General features: G+C 61.1%; 13 protein-coding genes and 1 pseudogene. 11 read left to right on the top strand and 3 right to left on the bottom strand.

Going from position 1 to position 16,258, the window contains the following annotated elements:
- Window positions 1-35: 35 nt before the first annotated feature.
- Window positions 36-1,268, top strand: coding sequence for a porin (locus tag AC515T_RS16820; protein WP_496529246.1), 1,233 nt, complete (start codon window positions 36-38; stop codon window positions 1,266-1,268).
- Between the two features lie 41 nt (window positions 1,269-1,309).
- A complete protein-coding gene (locus tag AC515T_RS16825) occupies window positions 1,310-1,717 on the top strand; it encodes a type 2 periplasmic-binding domain-containing protein (protein WP_496529247.1) in 408 nt (135 codons plus the stop codon).
- 9 nt (window positions 1,718-1,726) lie between these two features.
- Here AC515T_RS16825 and AC515T_RS16830 read toward each other — a convergent pair whose 3' ends face one another.
- The gene (locus AC515T_RS16830) at window positions 1,727-4,099 is read right to left on the bottom strand and encodes a bifunctional diguanylate cyclase/phosphodiesterase (protein WP_496529248.1); all 2,373 of its coding nucleotides are present in this window, start codon (window positions 4,097-4,099) and stop codon (window positions 1,727-1,729) included.
- Window positions 4,100-4,455: 356 nt separating this feature from the next.
- Here AC515T_RS16830 and AC515T_RS16835 point away from each other — a divergent pair, with 356 nt between their 5' ends.
- The 4 genes from AC515T_RS16835 to AC515T_RS16850 all read left to right on the top strand — a co-directional run bounded on the left by AC515T_RS16835 (window position 4,456) and on the right by AC515T_RS16850 (window position 8,348).
- Complete coding sequence (locus AC515T_RS16835; RefSeq protein ID WP_496529249.1) at window positions 4,456-5,466, top strand: response regulator; 1,011 nt, start codon at window positions 4,456-4,458, stop codon at window positions 5,464-5,466.
- Window positions 5,467-5,469: 3 nt separating this feature from the next.
- Entirely contained in the window at window positions 5,470-6,429 is a 960-nt protein-coding gene (locus AC515T_RS16840; RefSeq protein ID WP_496529250.1) for a sensor domain-containing diguanylate cyclase, read from the top strand.
- Between the two features lie 17 nt (window positions 6,430-6,446).
- Entirely contained in the window at window positions 6,447-6,977 is a 531-nt protein-coding gene (locus AC515T_RS16845; RefSeq protein ID WP_496529251.1) for a cupin, read from the top strand.
- 144 nt (window positions 6,978-7,121) lie between these two features.
- Entirely contained in the window at window positions 7,122-8,348 is a 1,227-nt protein-coding gene (locus AC515T_RS16850; protein ID WP_496529252.1) for a zinc-dependent alcohol dehydrogenase, read from the top strand.
- Window positions 8,349-8,434: 86 nt separating this feature from the next.
- Here AC515T_RS16850 and treA read toward each other — a convergent pair whose 3' ends face one another.
- Complete coding sequence (treA, locus tag AC515T_RS16855) at window positions 8,435-10,060, bottom strand: alpha,alpha-trehalase TreA (RefSeq protein ID WP_496529253.1); 1,626 nt, start codon at window positions 10,058-10,060, stop codon at window positions 8,435-8,437.
- Between the two features lie 304 nt (window positions 10,061-10,364).
- Between treA and AC515T_RS16860 the strand changes: the two genes are divergently transcribed.
- The 5 genes and pseudogenes from AC515T_RS16860 to AC515T_RS16880 all read left to right on the top strand — a co-directional run bounded on the left by AC515T_RS16860 (window position 10,365) and on the right by AC515T_RS16880 (window position 15,093).
- Window positions 10,365-11,375, top strand: coding sequence for a zinc-binding alcohol dehydrogenase family protein (locus tag AC515T_RS16860; RefSeq protein WP_496529254.1), 1,011 nt, complete (start codon window positions 10,365-10,367; stop codon window positions 11,373-11,375).
- Window positions 11,376-11,392: 17 nt separating this feature from the next.
- Window positions 11,393-12,919 (top strand): UxaA family hydrolase, encoded by a 1,527-nt coding sequence (locus tag AC515T_RS16865; protein ID WP_496529255.1) that lies wholly within the window; start codon window positions 11,393-11,395, stop codon window positions 12,917-12,919.
- Between the two features lie 166 nt (window positions 12,920-13,085).
- Window positions 13,086-13,799 carry a FadR/GntR family transcriptional regulator gene (locus tag AC515T_RS16870; protein WP_496529256.1) on the top strand — a complete coding sequence of 238 codons (714 nt, stop codon included), beginning with the start codon at window positions 13,086-13,088 and terminating at the stop codon, window positions 13,797-13,799.
- A gap of 393 nt (window positions 13,800-14,192) precedes the next feature.
- Window positions 14,193-14,711: an isochorismatase family protein gene (locus AC515T_RS16875; RefSeq protein WP_496529257.1), complete on the top strand. Its 519-nt coding sequence runs from the start codon at window positions 14,193-14,195 to the stop codon at window positions 14,709-14,711.
- 61 nt (window positions 14,712-14,772) lie between these two features.
- Window positions 14,773-15,093: pseudogene (locus AC515T_RS16880) on the top strand (isochorismate lyase).
- 123 nt (window positions 15,094-15,216) lie between these two features.
- On the opposite strand, the gene AC515T_RS16885 reads toward AC515T_RS16880, so the two are convergent.
- Window positions 15,217-16,248 carry a glycine betaine ABC transporter substrate-binding protein gene (locus AC515T_RS16885; protein WP_496529258.1) on the bottom strand — a complete coding sequence of 344 codons (1,032 nt, stop codon included), beginning with the start codon at window positions 16,246-16,248 and terminating at the stop codon, window positions 15,217-15,219.
- Window positions 16,249-16,258 lie beyond the last annotated feature (10 nt).

Genomic DNA, 16,258 nt, shown 5'->3' on the forward strand with positions numbered 1-16,258 from the left:
AATGGCGATCCACGCAACGAGGTCACCTTGAGCCCATGGTGAAAAAGCCCAATACCTTGGCCCTGGTAGTCGTGACGCTGTATGCCGGCGGCGCCAGTGCCGACGCAGCCGACATGTTCTCGCTGAGCAGTTTCGGCACGGTGGGGATCGTCCATTCCAGCGAGAAGAAAGCCGACGTCACGTCCAGTATCTTCAAGCCCAACGGCACGGGGCATTCGCGCAACTGGAGCGCCGACGTCGACAGCCTGATCGGCGCGCAACTGACCGCCACCTTCACCCCACAGCTTTCAGCCGTGGTGCAGGTCATTTCCGAACAGCGCTACGACAACAGTTACCGACCCTTCGTCGAGTGGGCCAACATCAAGTACCAGTTCACGCCGGATTTCAACGCCCGCATCGGCCGTACCGTGTTGCCGACGTTCTTGGTCTCCGACACCCGCAAAGTGGGCTACACCCTGCCCTGGGTGCGGGCGCCCATGGAGGTCTACAGCCTGATGCCGATCTCCAGCAGCGACGGCATCGATGGCAGCTACCGGTTTCGCGTCGATGAAATCACCAACACCGTGCAGGCTCACTACGGCCAGACCGACAGCCGCCAGCCCGACGGAGCCGGCAAGGCGCTGACGAGAAATTTCTGGGGGGTTACCAACACCACCGAGTTCGACGTCCTTACCACGCGCATCACCTACATGAAAGCCGACCTGACCCTGGAGCAGTTCAACTCACTCTTCGACACGTTCAGAGAGTTCGGTCCCGAAGGGATCGCCATCGCCGAGCGCTACGATTCCGATGACACCCCCGTCGACTTTATCGGCGTGGGCGCCAGCTACGATCCGGGCGACTGGTTCGTCATGAGTGAATGGGGGCGTCTCGACAGCCGTTCCGGCCTGGGCAGGACCAGCGCCTGGTACATCAGCGGCGGGTACCGCATCGAAGCGTTCACCCCCTATGTCACCTACGCGCGCTCCAGAACCGAAACGGAAGTCTCCAGCCCGGGCCTGACACTATCGGCCTTTCCGCCGGCCCTGGCGGGCACGGTCGCCGAGCTCAACGGTGCGCTCAATTCTGTTCTGGGCTCGAACGAGGGCCAGCAGACCCTTTCCCTGGGTATGCGCTGGGATTTCACCAAGAACATGGACGCCAAAGTGCAATTCGATCACACACGTTTCAAGGGCAACTCGGTCGGTCCGTTGATCAATCCCCAACCGGACTTCACGTCGGGGGGATCGCTCAACGTCATCAGCCTGGCTGTTGATTTTGTCTTCTGATGGAGCAGGCCATGTGGGTTGTGAGACTCATCGGATTCGCTATGTCGGGGCTCGTCCTGTGCGTCGCCAGCGTTGACGTCAAGGCCGAGGTGGTGGTGGTCGTCGCCACGTCCAGCCCGGTGAAGACGCTCGCGCGCACTCAGGTGGCGGATATTTTCCTGGGCAAGACCAGTCGTTTTCCCGACGGTGGGCAGGCAGTTCCCATTGACCAGACAGAAGATTCACCGACCCGCGATGAGTTCTACACAACGTTCACCGGCAAGTCCGCAGCCCAGCTCAAGGCCCATTGGTCGAAGATCATCTTTACCGGCCGGGGCCAGCCGCCGCAGGCGGTTTCAAGTGGTGCGGAAGTCAAGAAACGTATTGCAGGGAACCCTGACACCATCGGCTATATAGACGCACAAGAACTGGACGGCAGCATCAGGGCACTGGCGCTCGAGTCGCAATAGTACGGACCTCTACGTATCGAGCCCCGTGTCTGCCGCCTGAGCTTGCAGCAACAGCTTGAACTGATCGGCGGGCACCGGTTTGTTGAAGTAAAAACCCTGGAATTCATCGCAGGCATTGTCCCGCAGAAAATCGGCCTGTTCCTTGGTTTCCACGCCTTGGGCCACCACGGTCAGGCTGAGGGTCCGGCCCATCGCGATAATGGCCTCGGTCAAGGCTTTGTCTTCCGACACGCTGCTGGTATCGCAGATACACGAGCGGTCGATCTTGATGACATCCAGCGGAAACTGTTCGAGCGCGGAGAGCGACGAATAACCGATCCCGAAATCATCGATGGCGATGCGGATCTGCAGTTGCTTGAGCCCGGTCAACACGCTCAACGCCCTTTTTACGTCCTGCATGAGCAGGCTCTCGGCGATCTCCAGTTCCAGCAGGCGCGCGTCCATACCGGTTTCGGCCAGTATCTCGGCCAAGTCCGTCAGCAGGTTCTCATCGGCAAACTGCCGTGCCGTGAGGTTTACGGCGACGCCCAGGTGCGGCAGACCTTGTCGTTGCCAGGCGACGTTTTGCCGGCAGGCCGTCTTGAGCACCCACTTGCCGATCGGCACGATCAAACCGGTCTCTTCCGCGACCGGGATGAATTGCATGGGCGCCACGATCCCCAGGTCGGGATGATTCCAGCGCAGGAGCGCTTCCGTGCCGGTGATCTGGCCACTGCGAATGTCCCGCTTGGCCTGGTAATGCAACTGGAACTCCTGGCGCTCCAGCGCGTGGCGCAAGCTCAGCTCCAGCGTCAGCCGTTCCAGTGTGTCCGCGTTCAGCTTCGCGGAGTAGAACTGGAAGTTGTTCTTGCCACGTTGCTTGGCCTGGTACATCGCGATATCGGCGTTTTTCGTGAGTGTCTGCTCGTCCAGGCCATCCTGTGGAAACACGCTGATCCCGACGCTGGCGGTCACCCGGAACTCCTGGCCCTGGAGGTTGAAAGGCCGGGCAATGGCGGTCAGGATTTTCTGCGCAGTGGTCGCCACGTCGTTGTCCTGCGACAACTCCGGCAGCAAGATCACGAATTCGTCGCCACCCAATCGGGCCACCGTATCGCTGCCGCGCAGACACGCCCCGAGGCGCAGCGCGACCTCCTTGAGCAGTTGATCGCCGGCATCGTGCCCCAGCGTATCGTTGACTTGCTTGAAGCGGTCGAGGTCGAGAAACAACACCGCCAGTTGCCGATCATAACGGCTGGCCTCGCGGATGCTCTGGCTCAACAGCTTGCTGAACAGACTGCGATTGGGCAACGCCGTAAGGCCGTCGTGATAGGCCAGGTACTCGACACTTTCCGCGTAGGCAATTTTCGCTTCGCCGGCACGCAGGCGACTTTGCACCAGTTGCCAGCTCATCCGGGCGAGCAGTCCCGCCAGCAAAACCAGCATCAGGCTGGCACCCGCGGCACGCCACAGATAGGTACGCGCTTGCTGGTTCACTGCGGCCAGTTGCTCTTCCTCGGACAAACCGACAATCACCGCCAGTGGAAAGTCGTAGAGCTGGCGAGCACTGGTGTAGCGCCGAACACCGTCCCCTGCATTGATGGTGCGTACAACCTCGGTGTTTTCCGTATCCGGCACCACAGTTGCGTAATCGATCGAGTCGCCGGCCGATACGTCCTCCCCGCTGCGCCGTGCCCGAAAGACACCGTCAATTCCCAACAGGCCGAGCAAGCCGTGATTGCCGAGTTTCGAGGCGTCATAACTGCTGACGAAATAGGCCGCATCGACCTCGACCATGGCGATCCCGGCGAACGCGCCATCCCCTCCATCGAGCCGTCGGCTGAAACGCAACTTCCACTCTCCCGTCGCCGGGCTTTTCCACGGACGGCTGATCGACAGCGCCGTGTCCGGCCCCAGCGTCTGCAGCACATCCTTGGGCATTCGGCTTCCGGCTTCGCTCGGCTGGGTACTGGCGACGACCCGGCCGCTGGCGTCGACCACGCTGACGTCGAACAAGTAGGGGGAAGGCAGCAAGGCGCGTGCCTTGAGCTTGGGCAGCGGGTTGGGCTCCCGCTCGGATTCGTAGGTGTACTTGACCAGCTTGAGGGTCTGATCGATTTCACGCACGGCCCGCAGGATCTGCGCTTCGTAGGTGGCGCCGATTTCCAAGCTCGCCTCGGCGATCCCCTGCCGCGCGCGAGCCTGTTCGACCTTGATCAGGTACAGGGTGCCGGCCCAGATGACCAGCAACAGCAGAACGGCCAGCAACGGAAACAGGATGTAGGCTTCCCTGGCCTGGTCGAAGCCGCGTCGAAACAAATTGTTCGTCCCATCGGGCAGGGCGTTTTCACGATGGACGATATCCGGGGCCGACGTCATGACACTCGCCCGTTGGATCGCCATGGTGTGCTCCCTGCATTGTTCACTGCTGACGGCCTGCGGGTATCCGATGCAGCTGCGGCGCGGGCGTGCGCAGTCCCTGATCGCCGGCACGGAAGGATTCCGGGTCTGCTGAAAACTATAGACCACAAACCGCGCCTGCCACGGCCGATCGCACGCCGACCGTGGCTTTGCGCGGGACGCGAATGACGAAGTGCAGTTGACGCCCCTGACTTATTGGTCCAGTTTTTAATACAACCGTGTCCCGCAGTTCTCGGGCAGGACGCTAAGCTTGATAAACCCGGTTGTTAATCAAAGGGTCCTTGCAAGCCTATGAATGACGTACGTAGCAGCACCTCCTCCCCTGCCGTTGAATGTCGATGGACGTCCCTGTGTCGTTGATTCCCCTGGTGGTGTGTGACGACTCCAACATGGCGCGCAAACAGGTGTTGCGTGCGCTGCCGGCAGACTGGCCGGTTTCGGTCACCGAGGCGATCAACGGGCGCCAGGCCATGGATGCCATACGCCAGGGCCTGGGACAGGTGGTGTTGCTCGACCTGACCATGCCGGAAATGGATGGCTACCAGGTGTTGAGCGCCTTGCGCGACGAGGGATTGAAGGCGCAGGTCATCGTGATTTCCGGTGACGTCCAGGATGAGGCGGTGCGCCGCGTGCTTGAGCTGGGCGCGCTGGCGTTCCTGAAAAAACCGTTCGACGAAAACGACTTGCGCCAGACATTGGCGCGGCTGGGGCTGCTGGCCCAGCCCGGTCAGGTGCCGGTCCAGAATCGTTCGACCACGAACACGGCCATCGGTTTTCACGATGTGTTCCGCGAGACGGTCAACGTGGCCATCGGCCGGGCGGCGGCCCTGATCGCCAAGGTGCTGGGGGTCTTCGTACAGTTGCCGGTGCCGAACGTGAACCTCCTCGAGGTCGGAGAGTTGCACATGGCCTTGACCGACGTCGGCAGCTCCCAACAACTCACCGCGATTTGCCAGGGCTTTATCGGCAGCGGCATCGCCGGCGAAGCCCTGCTGATCTTCCACGACTCGGAAATCGCCGACATCGCGCACTTGATGCAGCGCCAGAGCGCCGACTATTCGGACCTGGAGATGCTGCTGGACCTTTCCAGCGTCTTGATCGGCGCGTGCCTGAGCAGCATCGCAGAACAGATCGACGTGGTGTTTTCCCAGGGCCACCCGCAGATTCTCGGCCAGCACGCGGCCATCGAGGAGCTGATCCGGGACAACAGCAAGCACTGGAAAAAGACCCTGGCGGTGGAAATCAGCTACAGCCTGGAAGGGCACGATATTCGTTTCGACCTGTTGCTGCTGTTCACGGAGGACTCCATCGAACGGTTGACCCACAAACTCGCCTACCTGATGAACTGAGCCATGAGCGAATCCATCGATCTGAACGAATTCCACTGGTTGCTGGCCATCGTTCAGAGCATCGACGTCGGCGTGGTGGTGCTCGACCGCGAGTACCGTGTGCAAGTCTGGAACACCTTCATGGAGAACCGCTCCGGGGTGCAACCCAAGGACGCGCACAACCAGCATTTTTTCAGCCTGTTCCCTGAAATCGATCACCAATGGTTCAGCCGCAAGGTGGAAAGCGTCGCGACCCTGGGCACGCCAGCGTTCACGGTCTGGGAGCAGCGCCCGTACTTGATGCGCTTCAAGAGCTACCAGCCGATCACCGGCCAGGAAGCGTTCATGTACCAGAACACCACGCTGCTGCCGCTGCGCTCGCCTGATAACACCATCAAGCACATCTGCCTGGTGATCTATGACGTCACCGACGTCGCCACCAACCGGCATCAGCTCCAGGCCGCCAACGCGCAGCTGCAGCAACTCTCCAGCACCGATCGGCTGACGGGGCTGTACAACCGCGGGCATTGGGAGAGCAACCTGAAAGCCGCCTACGCCCGGCACCAGCGCTACGGCCATGCGTTGAGCCTGGTGATGCTCGATATCGACCATTTCAAGCGGGTCAACGACACCTACGGTCACCAGGCGGGCGACAAGGTCATCGAGCATGTCGCCAGGCTGCTGCGCGAGCATGTGCGCGAGTCCGACGTGGCCGGGCGTTATGGCGGTGAAGAGTTCGGCGTGGTGCTCTCAGACACCGACAAGGCCGGCGCACGGATTTTCGCCGAACGCCTGCGCAAGGCCGTCGAAGCGCTGGAAGTGGAGTTCAACGACCAGACCATCCGCTTCACCGTCAGCCTGGGCGTGGCCGACCTGAGCCAGCCCTCGAACGACCACGCCGACCTGATCGCCAGGGCCGATCAGGCGCTGTATACGTCGAAGAAGACCGGGCGTAACCGAGTGACAGTGTACGAGCAGGTTTAGCCTGGGGAGATTGTTCGATGAGCACATTTCACGAAGTATCGGATTTCGTGCAGGCCCTGATATTGGAACGCAACGGCTGGGTCCCCAACAACCCGCGCCTGCCCGTGCTCGTCTACTCCGGCGCCATCGCCATTGGGGACGGCGATGCAGCGGCGTTGATCGAAGAGACTTTTCGCGCCAATGGTTGGCCCCCTCAATGGCGTTATGGGATTTACCACTACCACCACTACCATACCGAAGGCCATGAGGTGCTGGGCGTCGCCAGTGGCCAGGCGCGCTTGATGATTGGCGGTCCGCAGGGACATGTCCTCGAGGTGAAAGCCGGTGACGTATTGCTGCTCCCCGCCGGTACAGGCCACTGCAACCTGCACGCCAGCGAGAATTTTCTGGTAGTCGGCGCCTACCCTCCCGGTCAACAAGCCGACATCTGCCGTGAAGCACCGAGCGAAGCCCAACTGGCGAAGATCGCGACCCTGCCATTTCCCGAAAGCGATCCGGTGCAGGGGCGCGAGGGGGCTGTCGTCCGGTATTGGACAGGCCAGCGATAGCAGCCGGGCAACGCGACCAGCCCACGTCCAAAAGTACCTGCGCAGCACAAAACGACCGCTAGTCCCATGGCCCGTCATCTCTCTGAACTTCCGTCCAGAATCGCCCCTCTGCCCTTTACCCACTATCGAGAAAGGCAGGACGTCATGAGAGCACTCACCTATCACGGTGCCCACAGTGTGAAAGTCGATACGGTCGCCGACCCCGTCCTGGTGGACAGCGACGACATCATTCTGCGGGTTACGGCAACGGCGATTTGCGGTTCCGACCTGCACCTCTATCGCGGGAAAATCCCCGCCGTCGAGCACGGTGATATCTTCGGACATGAGTTCATGGGGATCGTCGAGGAAACGGGTTCAGCGGTGACCGCGGTGCAACCCGGCGACCGTGTGGTGATTCCGTTCGTGATCGCCTGCGGCAGCTGTTTTTTCTGCCAGATGGATCTGTTCGCAGCCTGTGAAACCACCAACACCGGGCGTGGCGCGATCCTGAACAAGAAGGCCATTCCACCGGGCGCGGCGCTTTTCGGTTTCAGCCACCTGTACGGCGGCATACCGGGCGGCCAGGTCGAGTACGTACGTGTTCCAAAGGCCAACACCGGGCCGTTCAAGGTGCCGGGAACCCTGTCGGACGAAAAGGTACTGTTCCTCTCGGACATCTTGCCGACCGCGTTTCAAGCGGTCACCAACACCGGGATCGGCAAGGGTTCGAGTATCGCGATCTACGGCGCCGGGCCCGTCGGTCTGTTGAGTGCCGCTTGCGCGCGGATGTTGGGCGCCGACCAGATCTTCATGGTCGATCATCATCCCTATCGCCTGGCCTACGCGCAGCAAACCTACGGCGTGATTCCAATCAACTTCGATGAAGACGACGACCCTGCAGACACGATCATTCGTCAGACCAAAGGTATGCGCGGCGTGGACGGTGTGGTCGATGCGGTGGGTTTCGAGGCCAAGGGCAGCACCACCGAAACGGTGCTGGCCACGCTCAAGCTCGAAGGCAGCAGCGGCAAGGCGCTGCGCCAATGCATTGCGGCAGTCAGGCGCGGCGGTGTGGTGAGCGTGCCGGGGGTGTATGCCGGCTTCATCCACGGCTTCCTGTTTGGCGATGCGTTCGACAAAGGCCTGACCTTCAAGATGGGCCAGACCCACGTGCAGCGTTATCTGCCCAAACTGCTTGGCCATATCGAAACCGGCCGCTTGTCCCCTGAGGTGATCATCAGCCATCGGATGTCGCTGGAGCAGGCCGCCGAGGGCTACAAGCTTTTCGACAAGAAGCAGGAGGATTGCAGGAAGGTCATTTTGACGCCGGGCAGCCCGCACGTGGTGTTGCCGGAGGGTGATGTTCCGAATGGTGCGATGGCGCTTACTTGAGACTTGGCGGGTTCATTGTGGTGAGGGGAACTCAAGGGCTGCTGCGCAGCCCGGCGGGAGCAAGCTCCCTCGCCACGGTGTTCAGTCTACGGCCTGGTGATGGGTGAGGTTGCGCCATACTTGTTCATCAGCTTCAGCGTCACCCCGTTGGTCCAGCCAAAGCCGTCCTGCAGCTCATATTCGCCGCCTCCCCCACCATTTCCCTGGCCAGATAAATCGTATTTCTCTACCAGCTTGTTCTCCTTGTGGTAGAGGTTCTGTACCTGCTGCAAAAAGCGGCTGCCAATCTGCTGCGCCAGCGCCTTTTGCTGATAGCGGTCCAACCCCTCCACTGCCACCCATTGCAGCGGTGCCCAGCCGTTGGGCTCATCCCACTGCTGGCCGGTGCTGACCTGGGTGGTGGCGATGCCGCCGGCACGCAATAGACCGTCACGGACCGCATCGGCGGTGCGATTGGCATGCTCGACGGAGGCCAGGCCGGTGTACAGCGGGAAAAGCGTCGCGGCCGTGAGTTGCTGGCGTTGCTGGTTGCGCTGCCAGTCGTAGTCCACATAGAAACCTTTGTCGGCATTCCACAAGTGCTGCTCGATGGCCCGCTGGCGCCGTTCGGCGCGCTGGCCGTAAGCCTGGACGCAGGGGCTGTTCTGCACCGTCTCACAGGCTTTGGCGATGGTGCGTTCCAGATGATAGATCAGGCTATTGAGGTCCACGGGCACGATGGCCGTGGTGCGTATGCTCGCCAGGTTCTGGCCATCGTCCAACCAGCGCGAGCTGAAGTCCCAACCGCTTTCGGCGCCGGCGCGCAGGTCGCGCCAGACCGCCTCCTTGAGCCGGTCCGGCGCCTGTTCGGCGGTGCTGACATCTTGCAACCAGGATTCCTGTCGCGGCGTCGGGCTGGCATCCCAGTAGCGATTGAGCACACTGCCATCGGCGAGTTTGACCACGTGCCGATCGGCCGCACCGGGCTTGAGTGCCTGGGCGCCCTCCATCCAATAGGCATACTCCTTCTGCAACTGTGGCAGGTATCGCCCATACGCCTGGTCGCCTTCGATGCGCGCCTGCAACTCCACCATATAGGCAAAGAACGGCGGCTGCGACCGGCTCAGGTAGTAGGTGCGATTGCCGTTGGGAATGTGACCGTAGGTGTCGATCATGTAGGCAAAGTTGTCGGTCATCTGGCGGACCTGGGCCTTATCGCCGCTTTGCTCGAGCCCCAGCATGGTGAAATACGAATCCCAGTAGTACATCTCGCGAAAGCGTCCGCCGGGCACCACATAAGGCTGTGGCAAGGGCAACAGACTGCTGTAGGCCGGCACCTGGCTGTAGGATCGGCTCAGTACCGGCCAGAGGCTGTCGATGTGTTCCTTGATCGGCGCGCCAGGCTTGGGGGCCGGGCTTTCGGCTTCGCCGGATTCAATGAAGTTGTCTTTCACGAAGGCCTTGATATCAAAGCCGTCGCGGCCACGTTGGGCCAGGTAATCGGCGCGGATCCGCGCCGGATCACGGTTGGGCAATGCGTCCACGAAATGCTTCTGGTCGGTGAACACCTGCCCACGCTGCACCGCTTCAAAGAGCTCGGGGTAGGCCTGGTCGGGGGGGAGATTGGCCCGTCCTTGGGCGTCTACGTAGCTCCATGTGGCCGGGGTTTGGCTTGAACACGCCACGCACAGCAGCGCGGCACAGGAAAGGCAGGTGAGGTCAATCGGTCGCATCAGAGGGTCCGTCCTGTTTTTCGTTCCTGACAAACGAGTGACCTGTCGGGATGGACCTGGGTTCCAGTCAATGGTGCAGCGCCGGGCGATGCCTGGGCCACACACTGGTCAGTCCAATCTATTTTTTTATTAATTGGTCTTGCCAATATTTTTTCCGACCTGTAGTTTCGGGCCAAGGTCATCGGTGCAGATCACCGCTCGCCTACAACAAAAAAGAGAGCCCCGGTCCCGGCAGCCGCGCGCTCACAACCCTCCTCCCGCGTGCCGGCAGTCACTGCCTGTACGCCAGCCAAGGAGCATCGCCATGCTGACAGTCATCTGTAACGAACCCGGCTCGCTCACCGCCATCGAACGTGAACACCCCCTCAGGAAACCGGGAGAGATCCTGATCCGGGTCAAGCGCGTCGGGGTCTGTGGCACCGACCTGCACATCTTCACCGGCAATCAACCGTACCTCGAATATCCGCGGGTCATGGGCCACGAGTTCTCCGGTGTCGTGGAAGGCACTGACGAGGCCAGCGACCTGGCTGTCGGCGACGTCGTCTATGTGATGCCTTATCTGTCCTGCGGGGCCTGCATCGCCTGCCGCCAGGGCAAGACCAACTGCTGCACCCATATCCAGGTGCTGGGGGTTCACTGCGACGGCGCTTTCACCCAGTACCTGAGCGTTCCCCATGCGTTCGTGCACAAAGCCGTGGGGATTTCCCTGGACCAGGCCGCGATGATCGAATTCCTCTCGATCGGTGCTCACGCGGTGCGTCGCTCGAACATCCAGGCGCAGAAACACGCTCTGGTGGTCGGTACCGGCCCGATCGGCATGGCGGCGGCGATCTTCGCCAGCCTGCGCGGTGCGAAAGTCACCGTCCTGGATACCCGCGAGGATCGCCTGTCGTTCTGCAAGCAACACCTGAATATCCACGCCGCCGTGCCCATCGGCGAAGGCGACAAGCAAGCCCTGGCCGAACTGACCGGGGGTGATTTTTTCGACGTGGTGTTCGACGCCACCGGCAATGCCCGGGCCATGGAGCGCGGGTTCGAGTTCATCGCCCACGGCGGCACCTATGTGATGATCTCGGTGGTCCGGGACTCCATCACCTTCTCCGACCCTGAGTTCCACAAGCGCGAAGCCACGTTGATGGGCAGCCGCAACGCCACCCAGGAAGACTTCCGGCACGTCGAGCAATGCTTGCGCGACGGCTTGATTCCGGATGCGGCCCTGAACACCCACCGACTGACGCTGGGCGACGTGCCCCATTCGTTCGCCACCTTGCTCGACCCCAAGCAAGGTGTCGTCAAGGCAATCATCGAGTGCTAGGCATCGGAGGACACCCCATGAATCCGCCCTCTTCTTTGCTTGTGTTGACACCCGGCGATGACGTCGCGGTGGCCCGAGGCGATATCGCCGAAGGTCAGCCGGTGAGTGGCGACGGCATCAGCCTGATCGCCCGGCAAGCGGTTCCGTCCGGCCACAAGATCGCCCTGCGTCCGGTGTTGACCGGCCAGCGAGTGCTCAAGTACGGGCAAACCATCGGCCAGGCCACCCAGGCCATCGAGCCTGGCGATCACGTCCACGTGCACAACCTGGACATGCCCGTCAGCACGGCCGAACACAGCGTACGGAACGTTTATGTCCCCACGTCGTTGAGCAAGCACCCCGCGACCTTCGAAGGTTACGTCCGTGAGGATGGACGCGTCGGCACACGCAATTACATCGGGGTCATTTCCAGCGTCAACTGCTCGGCTACCGTCTGCAAGCAGATCGCCAACGCCTTTACCGCCGAGCGCTTGAAAGACTTCCCCAACGTCGATGGCGTCGTTGCGATCACCCATGGCAGCGGTTGTGGCATGGGCGCCCAGGGTGAAGGCATCGACATCCTCAAGCGAACCCTGCGTGGCTATGCCGATCACGCCAATTTCGCCGGTGTGCTGTTGATCGGCCTGGGGTGCGAGGTCAATCAACTCACCCCGTTGATGAATGAACTGGGGGCTCGCCCCGCGGCGCTCAAGGCCAGCCTGGTCATCCAGGACGAAGGCGGCACTCGCGACGCCGTGCGACGTGGCATCGCCCACATTGAAGCGATGCTGCCCCTCATCAACCAATGCCAGCGGACGACAGTCGCCGCCAGCCACTTATGCGTCGGCTTGCAATGCGGTGGCTCGGATGGCTACTCCGGCATCACGGCCAACCCGGCGCTCGGCGCGGCCGTGGACCTGCTGGTGCAACAGGGCGGCACGGCGATCCTTTCGGAAACCCCGGAAATCTACGGAGCCGAACACTTGCTGACGGCCCGCGCCGCGTCTGCCGACATCGCGGAAAAATTGATGGCGCGGATCCATTGGTGGGAAGCCTATGTCCGCCACAACGACGGTGACATGAACAACAACCCCTCGCCGGGCAACAAGGCCGGGGGCATCACCACCATCCTGGAAAAATCCCTGGGCGCCGTGGCGAAAGCCGGTGCGACCGGGCTGATGGGCGTTTACCAATACGCTGAAACGGTCGATGCCCGGGGCCTGGTGTTCATGGACACCCCCGGCTACGACCCGGTGTCGGCGACCGGCCAGGTGGCGGGGGGCGCGAACCTGATCTGCTTCACCACGGGTCGCGGCTCGACCTACGGGTGCAAGCCCACGCCCTCGTTGAAAATCGCCACCAACACCCGGCTGTTCCAACGCATGGAGCTGGACATGGACTTCAACGCCGGCGGCATTGTCGACGGCCTGGAATCGGTGGCCCAGGCGGGTGAGCGGTTGTTCCGGCTGATGCTGGCGACCGCCTCCGGGCACCGCACCTGCAGCGAGGAAAACGGCTTGGGCGACAATGAGTTCCTGCCTTGGCAGATCGGTGCGGTGATGTGAATGAGGGAGTCATTGCAACCTGTTCCCTGTGGGAGCGAGCCTGCTCGCGAAAGCGGCGGTACATTCAGCATTGATGCAAGCTGACCCACCACCTTCGCGAGCAAGCTCGCTCCCACCATCAAGCGCCTATGGTAGCCTTTGCGGACCCTCCGATGGACTTCCCCCCATGGTCTCACCGATCAACGCCGCCGAACGCAAGCCATACCAGAAAATCGCCGATCAACTGCGCAACTACATCGCCCAGGGGGATTTCAAAGTGGGCTCCAGGCTTCCTCCCGAGCGCGACTTGACGCAACTGTTGGGGGTTTCCAGGCCATCGCTTCGCGAGGCCCTGATCGCCCTGGAAATAGACGGCGACATCGAGATCAAAATGGGCTCCGGCGTGTACGTGCGAGCCCGGGCCAAGGACGGAAAGACCCCGAGCATGACCTTGGGCGAGAGCCCTTCGGAACTGATGCAGGCGCGTGCGTTGATCGAAGGCGAGTCGGTGATCCTGGCGTGTCTGCATGGCAAGAAAAGCGACTACCGCTATCTGCAGGACTGCATCGATGCCATGCGCGCGAGCATCGCCAATGGCCTGCCGCCGCTGGAGGATGACCGTAAATTCCATCAGCGCCTGGCCAAGATGAGCGGCAACTCCGCCCTGGTGCGGATCATCACCGCGCTGTTTGATGAACGCCACAACCCGATTTCGGCTCACCTGAGCAAACACTCGGAGAATGCCCTGACGTGGGAAGCCGCGGTCGTGGAGCATGAGGCGATCCTGCGTGCCGTGGCCCACAAGGATGTACTCGGCGCCCAAACCTCGATGCGCCAGCATCTGAGCCGCTCGGAGAACCGCTGGCTGCAAGCGCTGGAACCGGAAGACACCGGCGGCTAGACCTGCGGTTTTGAGATTTTGGTTGACTGATCGAATGCCATCGCGAGCAGGCTCGCTCCCACAATTTGATCGGTGGCGCGCCTCGATTTGCGAGCCAGCCCAAGCCTCCTGTGGGAGCGAGCCTGCTCGCGATGAGGCCAGCCAGTTCACCCTCCAAGCAACTGAACCACCCCTATCGCGAGCCGCCCCCCCGCTTGCCAACCCCCATGACATGCCGATATTGTCAGCACCATGAATCGCCCAAAGCTCACCTCGACCACCACAACCACGACCGCCCAGGCGGGGCGTGAGGTGTCGTGAGCGCATAACACAAGAATCTCAAAGGCCCGCCAGTGATGGTAAGGGCCTGTTCTTTTGCCCTTGCGTCGCTGGCCCACACGCAAGGAAAGCACGATGCACGCACTGTTGATTCTCGATATGCAAGTCGGGTTGTTTCACGGCCCGCATAAACCCTGGGCAGGTGAAGCGCTGCTGGCCAGGTTAAATGCCCTGTTGGCCAAGGCTCGCAGCGCTGGTGCCCCCATCTTCCTGGCTCGCCACGTCGGTCCGCCTGGCTCGCCCATCGAACCTGGAAGTCCATTGACACAGCTGCTGCCGCAATTGCGACTGGCGGGCAACGAGGTGATCTTCGAAAAGAACCGCCCCAATGCGTTTGCCATGACGGATCTGGTCGAGCAACTGAAGGCCCGTGGCGCCGAGGGCGTGGTTATCGCAGGCATGAAAACCCAGTATTGTGTCGACAGCACGTGCCGCGCCGCCCGGGACCTGGGCTTCGATGCCGTGCTGATCGCCGATGGTCATACGTGCGCCGACACGCCGGACGTGAAGGCGCCAGTGATCATCGCCCATCACAACGCAACGCTGGCCGGCCCTTTTTGCCGGGTCGTTCGCGCCGAAGATTGGTATTTTTAACCCCCATCAAAACATCGGCTCAGGCTGGGCCGATCCCGCTCAAACCAATGGAGTGATCTACATGGAAGTCTGCAATCGGCTATAACCCTCGGAGTGCGTCAACATGGAGGACATCCGAGGCGAAATCGATGCCCTCGACCAGGCGGTCATCAAACTGCTGGGCAAGCGTTTTCAATATGTACTCGCGGCCTCGAAGTTCAAGACCTCGGCCACGTCGGTACGTGCGCCGGAGCGTTTCAAGGCCATGCTGGCGACACGGCGCGAATGGGCCGAGGCCGAGGGCCTGAGCCCGGACGCCATCGAAAAGCTGTACAGCGACCTGGTGAACCACTTCATTGCCGAAGAAATGAAGCACTGGACGGCTCGGCAATCCGACACCTGATCGTCACTCCCCCGTGGGGTCGCGAAGCGGCCCCAAACCAATCACCCCGCTTCGCCAAACACACCTCATGCACTGCTTTTACAGCCTACCGCGTGGACAAAGCGCTCGGCCGTACCTCAATGCCTACAGCGTCTCGGACACTTTCTTGAACACCTCTTCAGGCACCCAACCCTTCCAATCAGCCGGATGGTTACGCAAGTAATAACGCGCCGTTTGCTCGGGGGTTTCTTTGTGGGTGACCATGCGTGTTGCCAGCGTCCGGATAGTATCGGTTCCAACGAACATCGACTTCAAGAAAGGGATGACTGCCTGATGCTCTTTGGCGAATTTAGCCGACGTGTATTTATTGAGGGAGATATCTGCGTATGCGCACGCTTGCCGACTCCCGACACCCTCCTTGAACTGGGCAAGGCTGTCCTTGATGGCGTCCCAGCAGGCTTCGCTGTAGGCGGGCTCTTCAAGGCGTGTCAGGTCCAGTTCCCCCATCAGAGGGCTAGGGTCCCAGTAATAGGTCATGAAGGGCTGGCCCTTCTCGTAAGCTGAAATAATCGCGGCGTTGAGCGCTGACTCAGACTTGAGCTCCACTGGCGTAAAAGAGCGATCCACCCCGTAAGTGGCCATTTTAATCAGGTTGATTTCCCGGCACGCCCAACTACTGATGCAGTTTAACCAGGTGGCCTTGCCTGATCCCGATGCGCGCTTGAATACCTCAGCATACTTGGGGAGGTCTTCGACACGTTTCAGATCAGGGGTCGTAGGTTTGATTCCGCGCTTGGCATCGCCCTTGATCATGTAGGTGGGCACGTAGAATGCCTGTGTGAGACGCTCATAAGTGGGACCGAAATCGAAGATGGCTTTCTTTGCCCTCTGATCCTCGACCCACTGAGGCATCAGCGACGTAAACATCTCCATGTTGATATCGATGTCGCCCGTTTCCATCGCTTTTTGCATTTGCGCGATATCAAGACTTACCGACTCTACGTTCATACCGTATCCATGCTTGAGGATGTACATGGCGATATGATTGTCGATCTGGATATTCTCCCAGCCGCCGTCGTAGAACCGGATCGAGCGAGCGTCGGATGACGCGAAAGCCAAGTGAGCGGTCAGGCTTAGAACGAGGCACAGCGCAGTACGTACGAAAAATGAAGGCATTTGTACTCTC

The sequence above is a fragment of the Pseudomonas sp. FSO-7 genome (assembly GCF_059579345.1).

Bases quoted from the DNA above. Each gene is read 5' to 3' on its own strand.
- AC515T_RS16865 (WP_496529255.1), top strand. From the start codon at position 11,393: ATGAATCCGCCCTCTTCTTTGCTTGTGTTGACACCCGGCGATGACGTC.
- AC515T_RS16820 (WP_496529246.1), top strand. From the start codon at position 36: ATGGTGAAAAAGCCCAATACCTTGGCCCTGGTAGTCGTGACGCTGTAT.
- AC515T_RS16830 (WP_496529248.1), bottom strand. From the start codon at position 4,099: ATGGCGATCCAACGGGCGAGTGTCATGACGTCGGCCCCGGATATCGTC.
- AC515T_RS16860 (WP_496529254.1), top strand. From the start codon at position 10,365: ATGCTGACAGTCATCTGTAACGAACCCGGCTCGCTCACCGCCATCGAA.
- AC515T_RS16850 (WP_496529252.1), top strand. From the start codon at position 7,122: ATGAGAGCACTCACCTATCACGGTGCCCACAGTGTGAAAGTCGATACG.
- treA (WP_496529253.1), bottom strand. From the start codon at position 10,060: ATGCGACCGATTGACCTCACCTGCCTTTCCTGTGCCGCGCTGCTGTGC.
- AC515T_RS16845 (WP_496529251.1), top strand. From the start codon at position 6,447: ATGAGCACATTTCACGAAGTATCGGATTTCGTGCAGGCCCTGATATTG.
- AC515T_RS16825 (WP_496529247.1), top strand. From the start codon at position 1,310: ATGTCGGGGCTCGTCCTGTGCGTCGCCAGCGTTGACGTCAAGGCCGAG.
- AC515T_RS16870 (WP_496529256.1), top strand. From the start codon at position 13,086: ATGGTCTCACCGATCAACGCCGCCGAACGCAAGCCATACCAGAAAATC.
- AC515T_RS16885 (WP_496529258.1), bottom strand. From the start codon at position 16,248: ATGCCTTCATTTTTCGTACGTACTGCGCTGTGCCTCGTTCTAAGCCTG.
- AC515T_RS16840 (WP_496529250.1), top strand. From the start codon at position 5,470: ATGAGCGAATCCATCGATCTGAACGAATTCCACTGGTTGCTGGCCATC.
- AC515T_RS16875 (WP_496529257.1), top strand. From the start codon at position 14,193: ATGCACGCACTGTTGATTCTCGATATGCAAGTCGGGTTGTTTCACGGC.
- AC515T_RS16835 (WP_496529249.1), top strand. From the start codon at position 4,456: ATGGACGTCCCTGTGTCGTTGATTCCCCTGGTGGTGTGTGACGACTCC.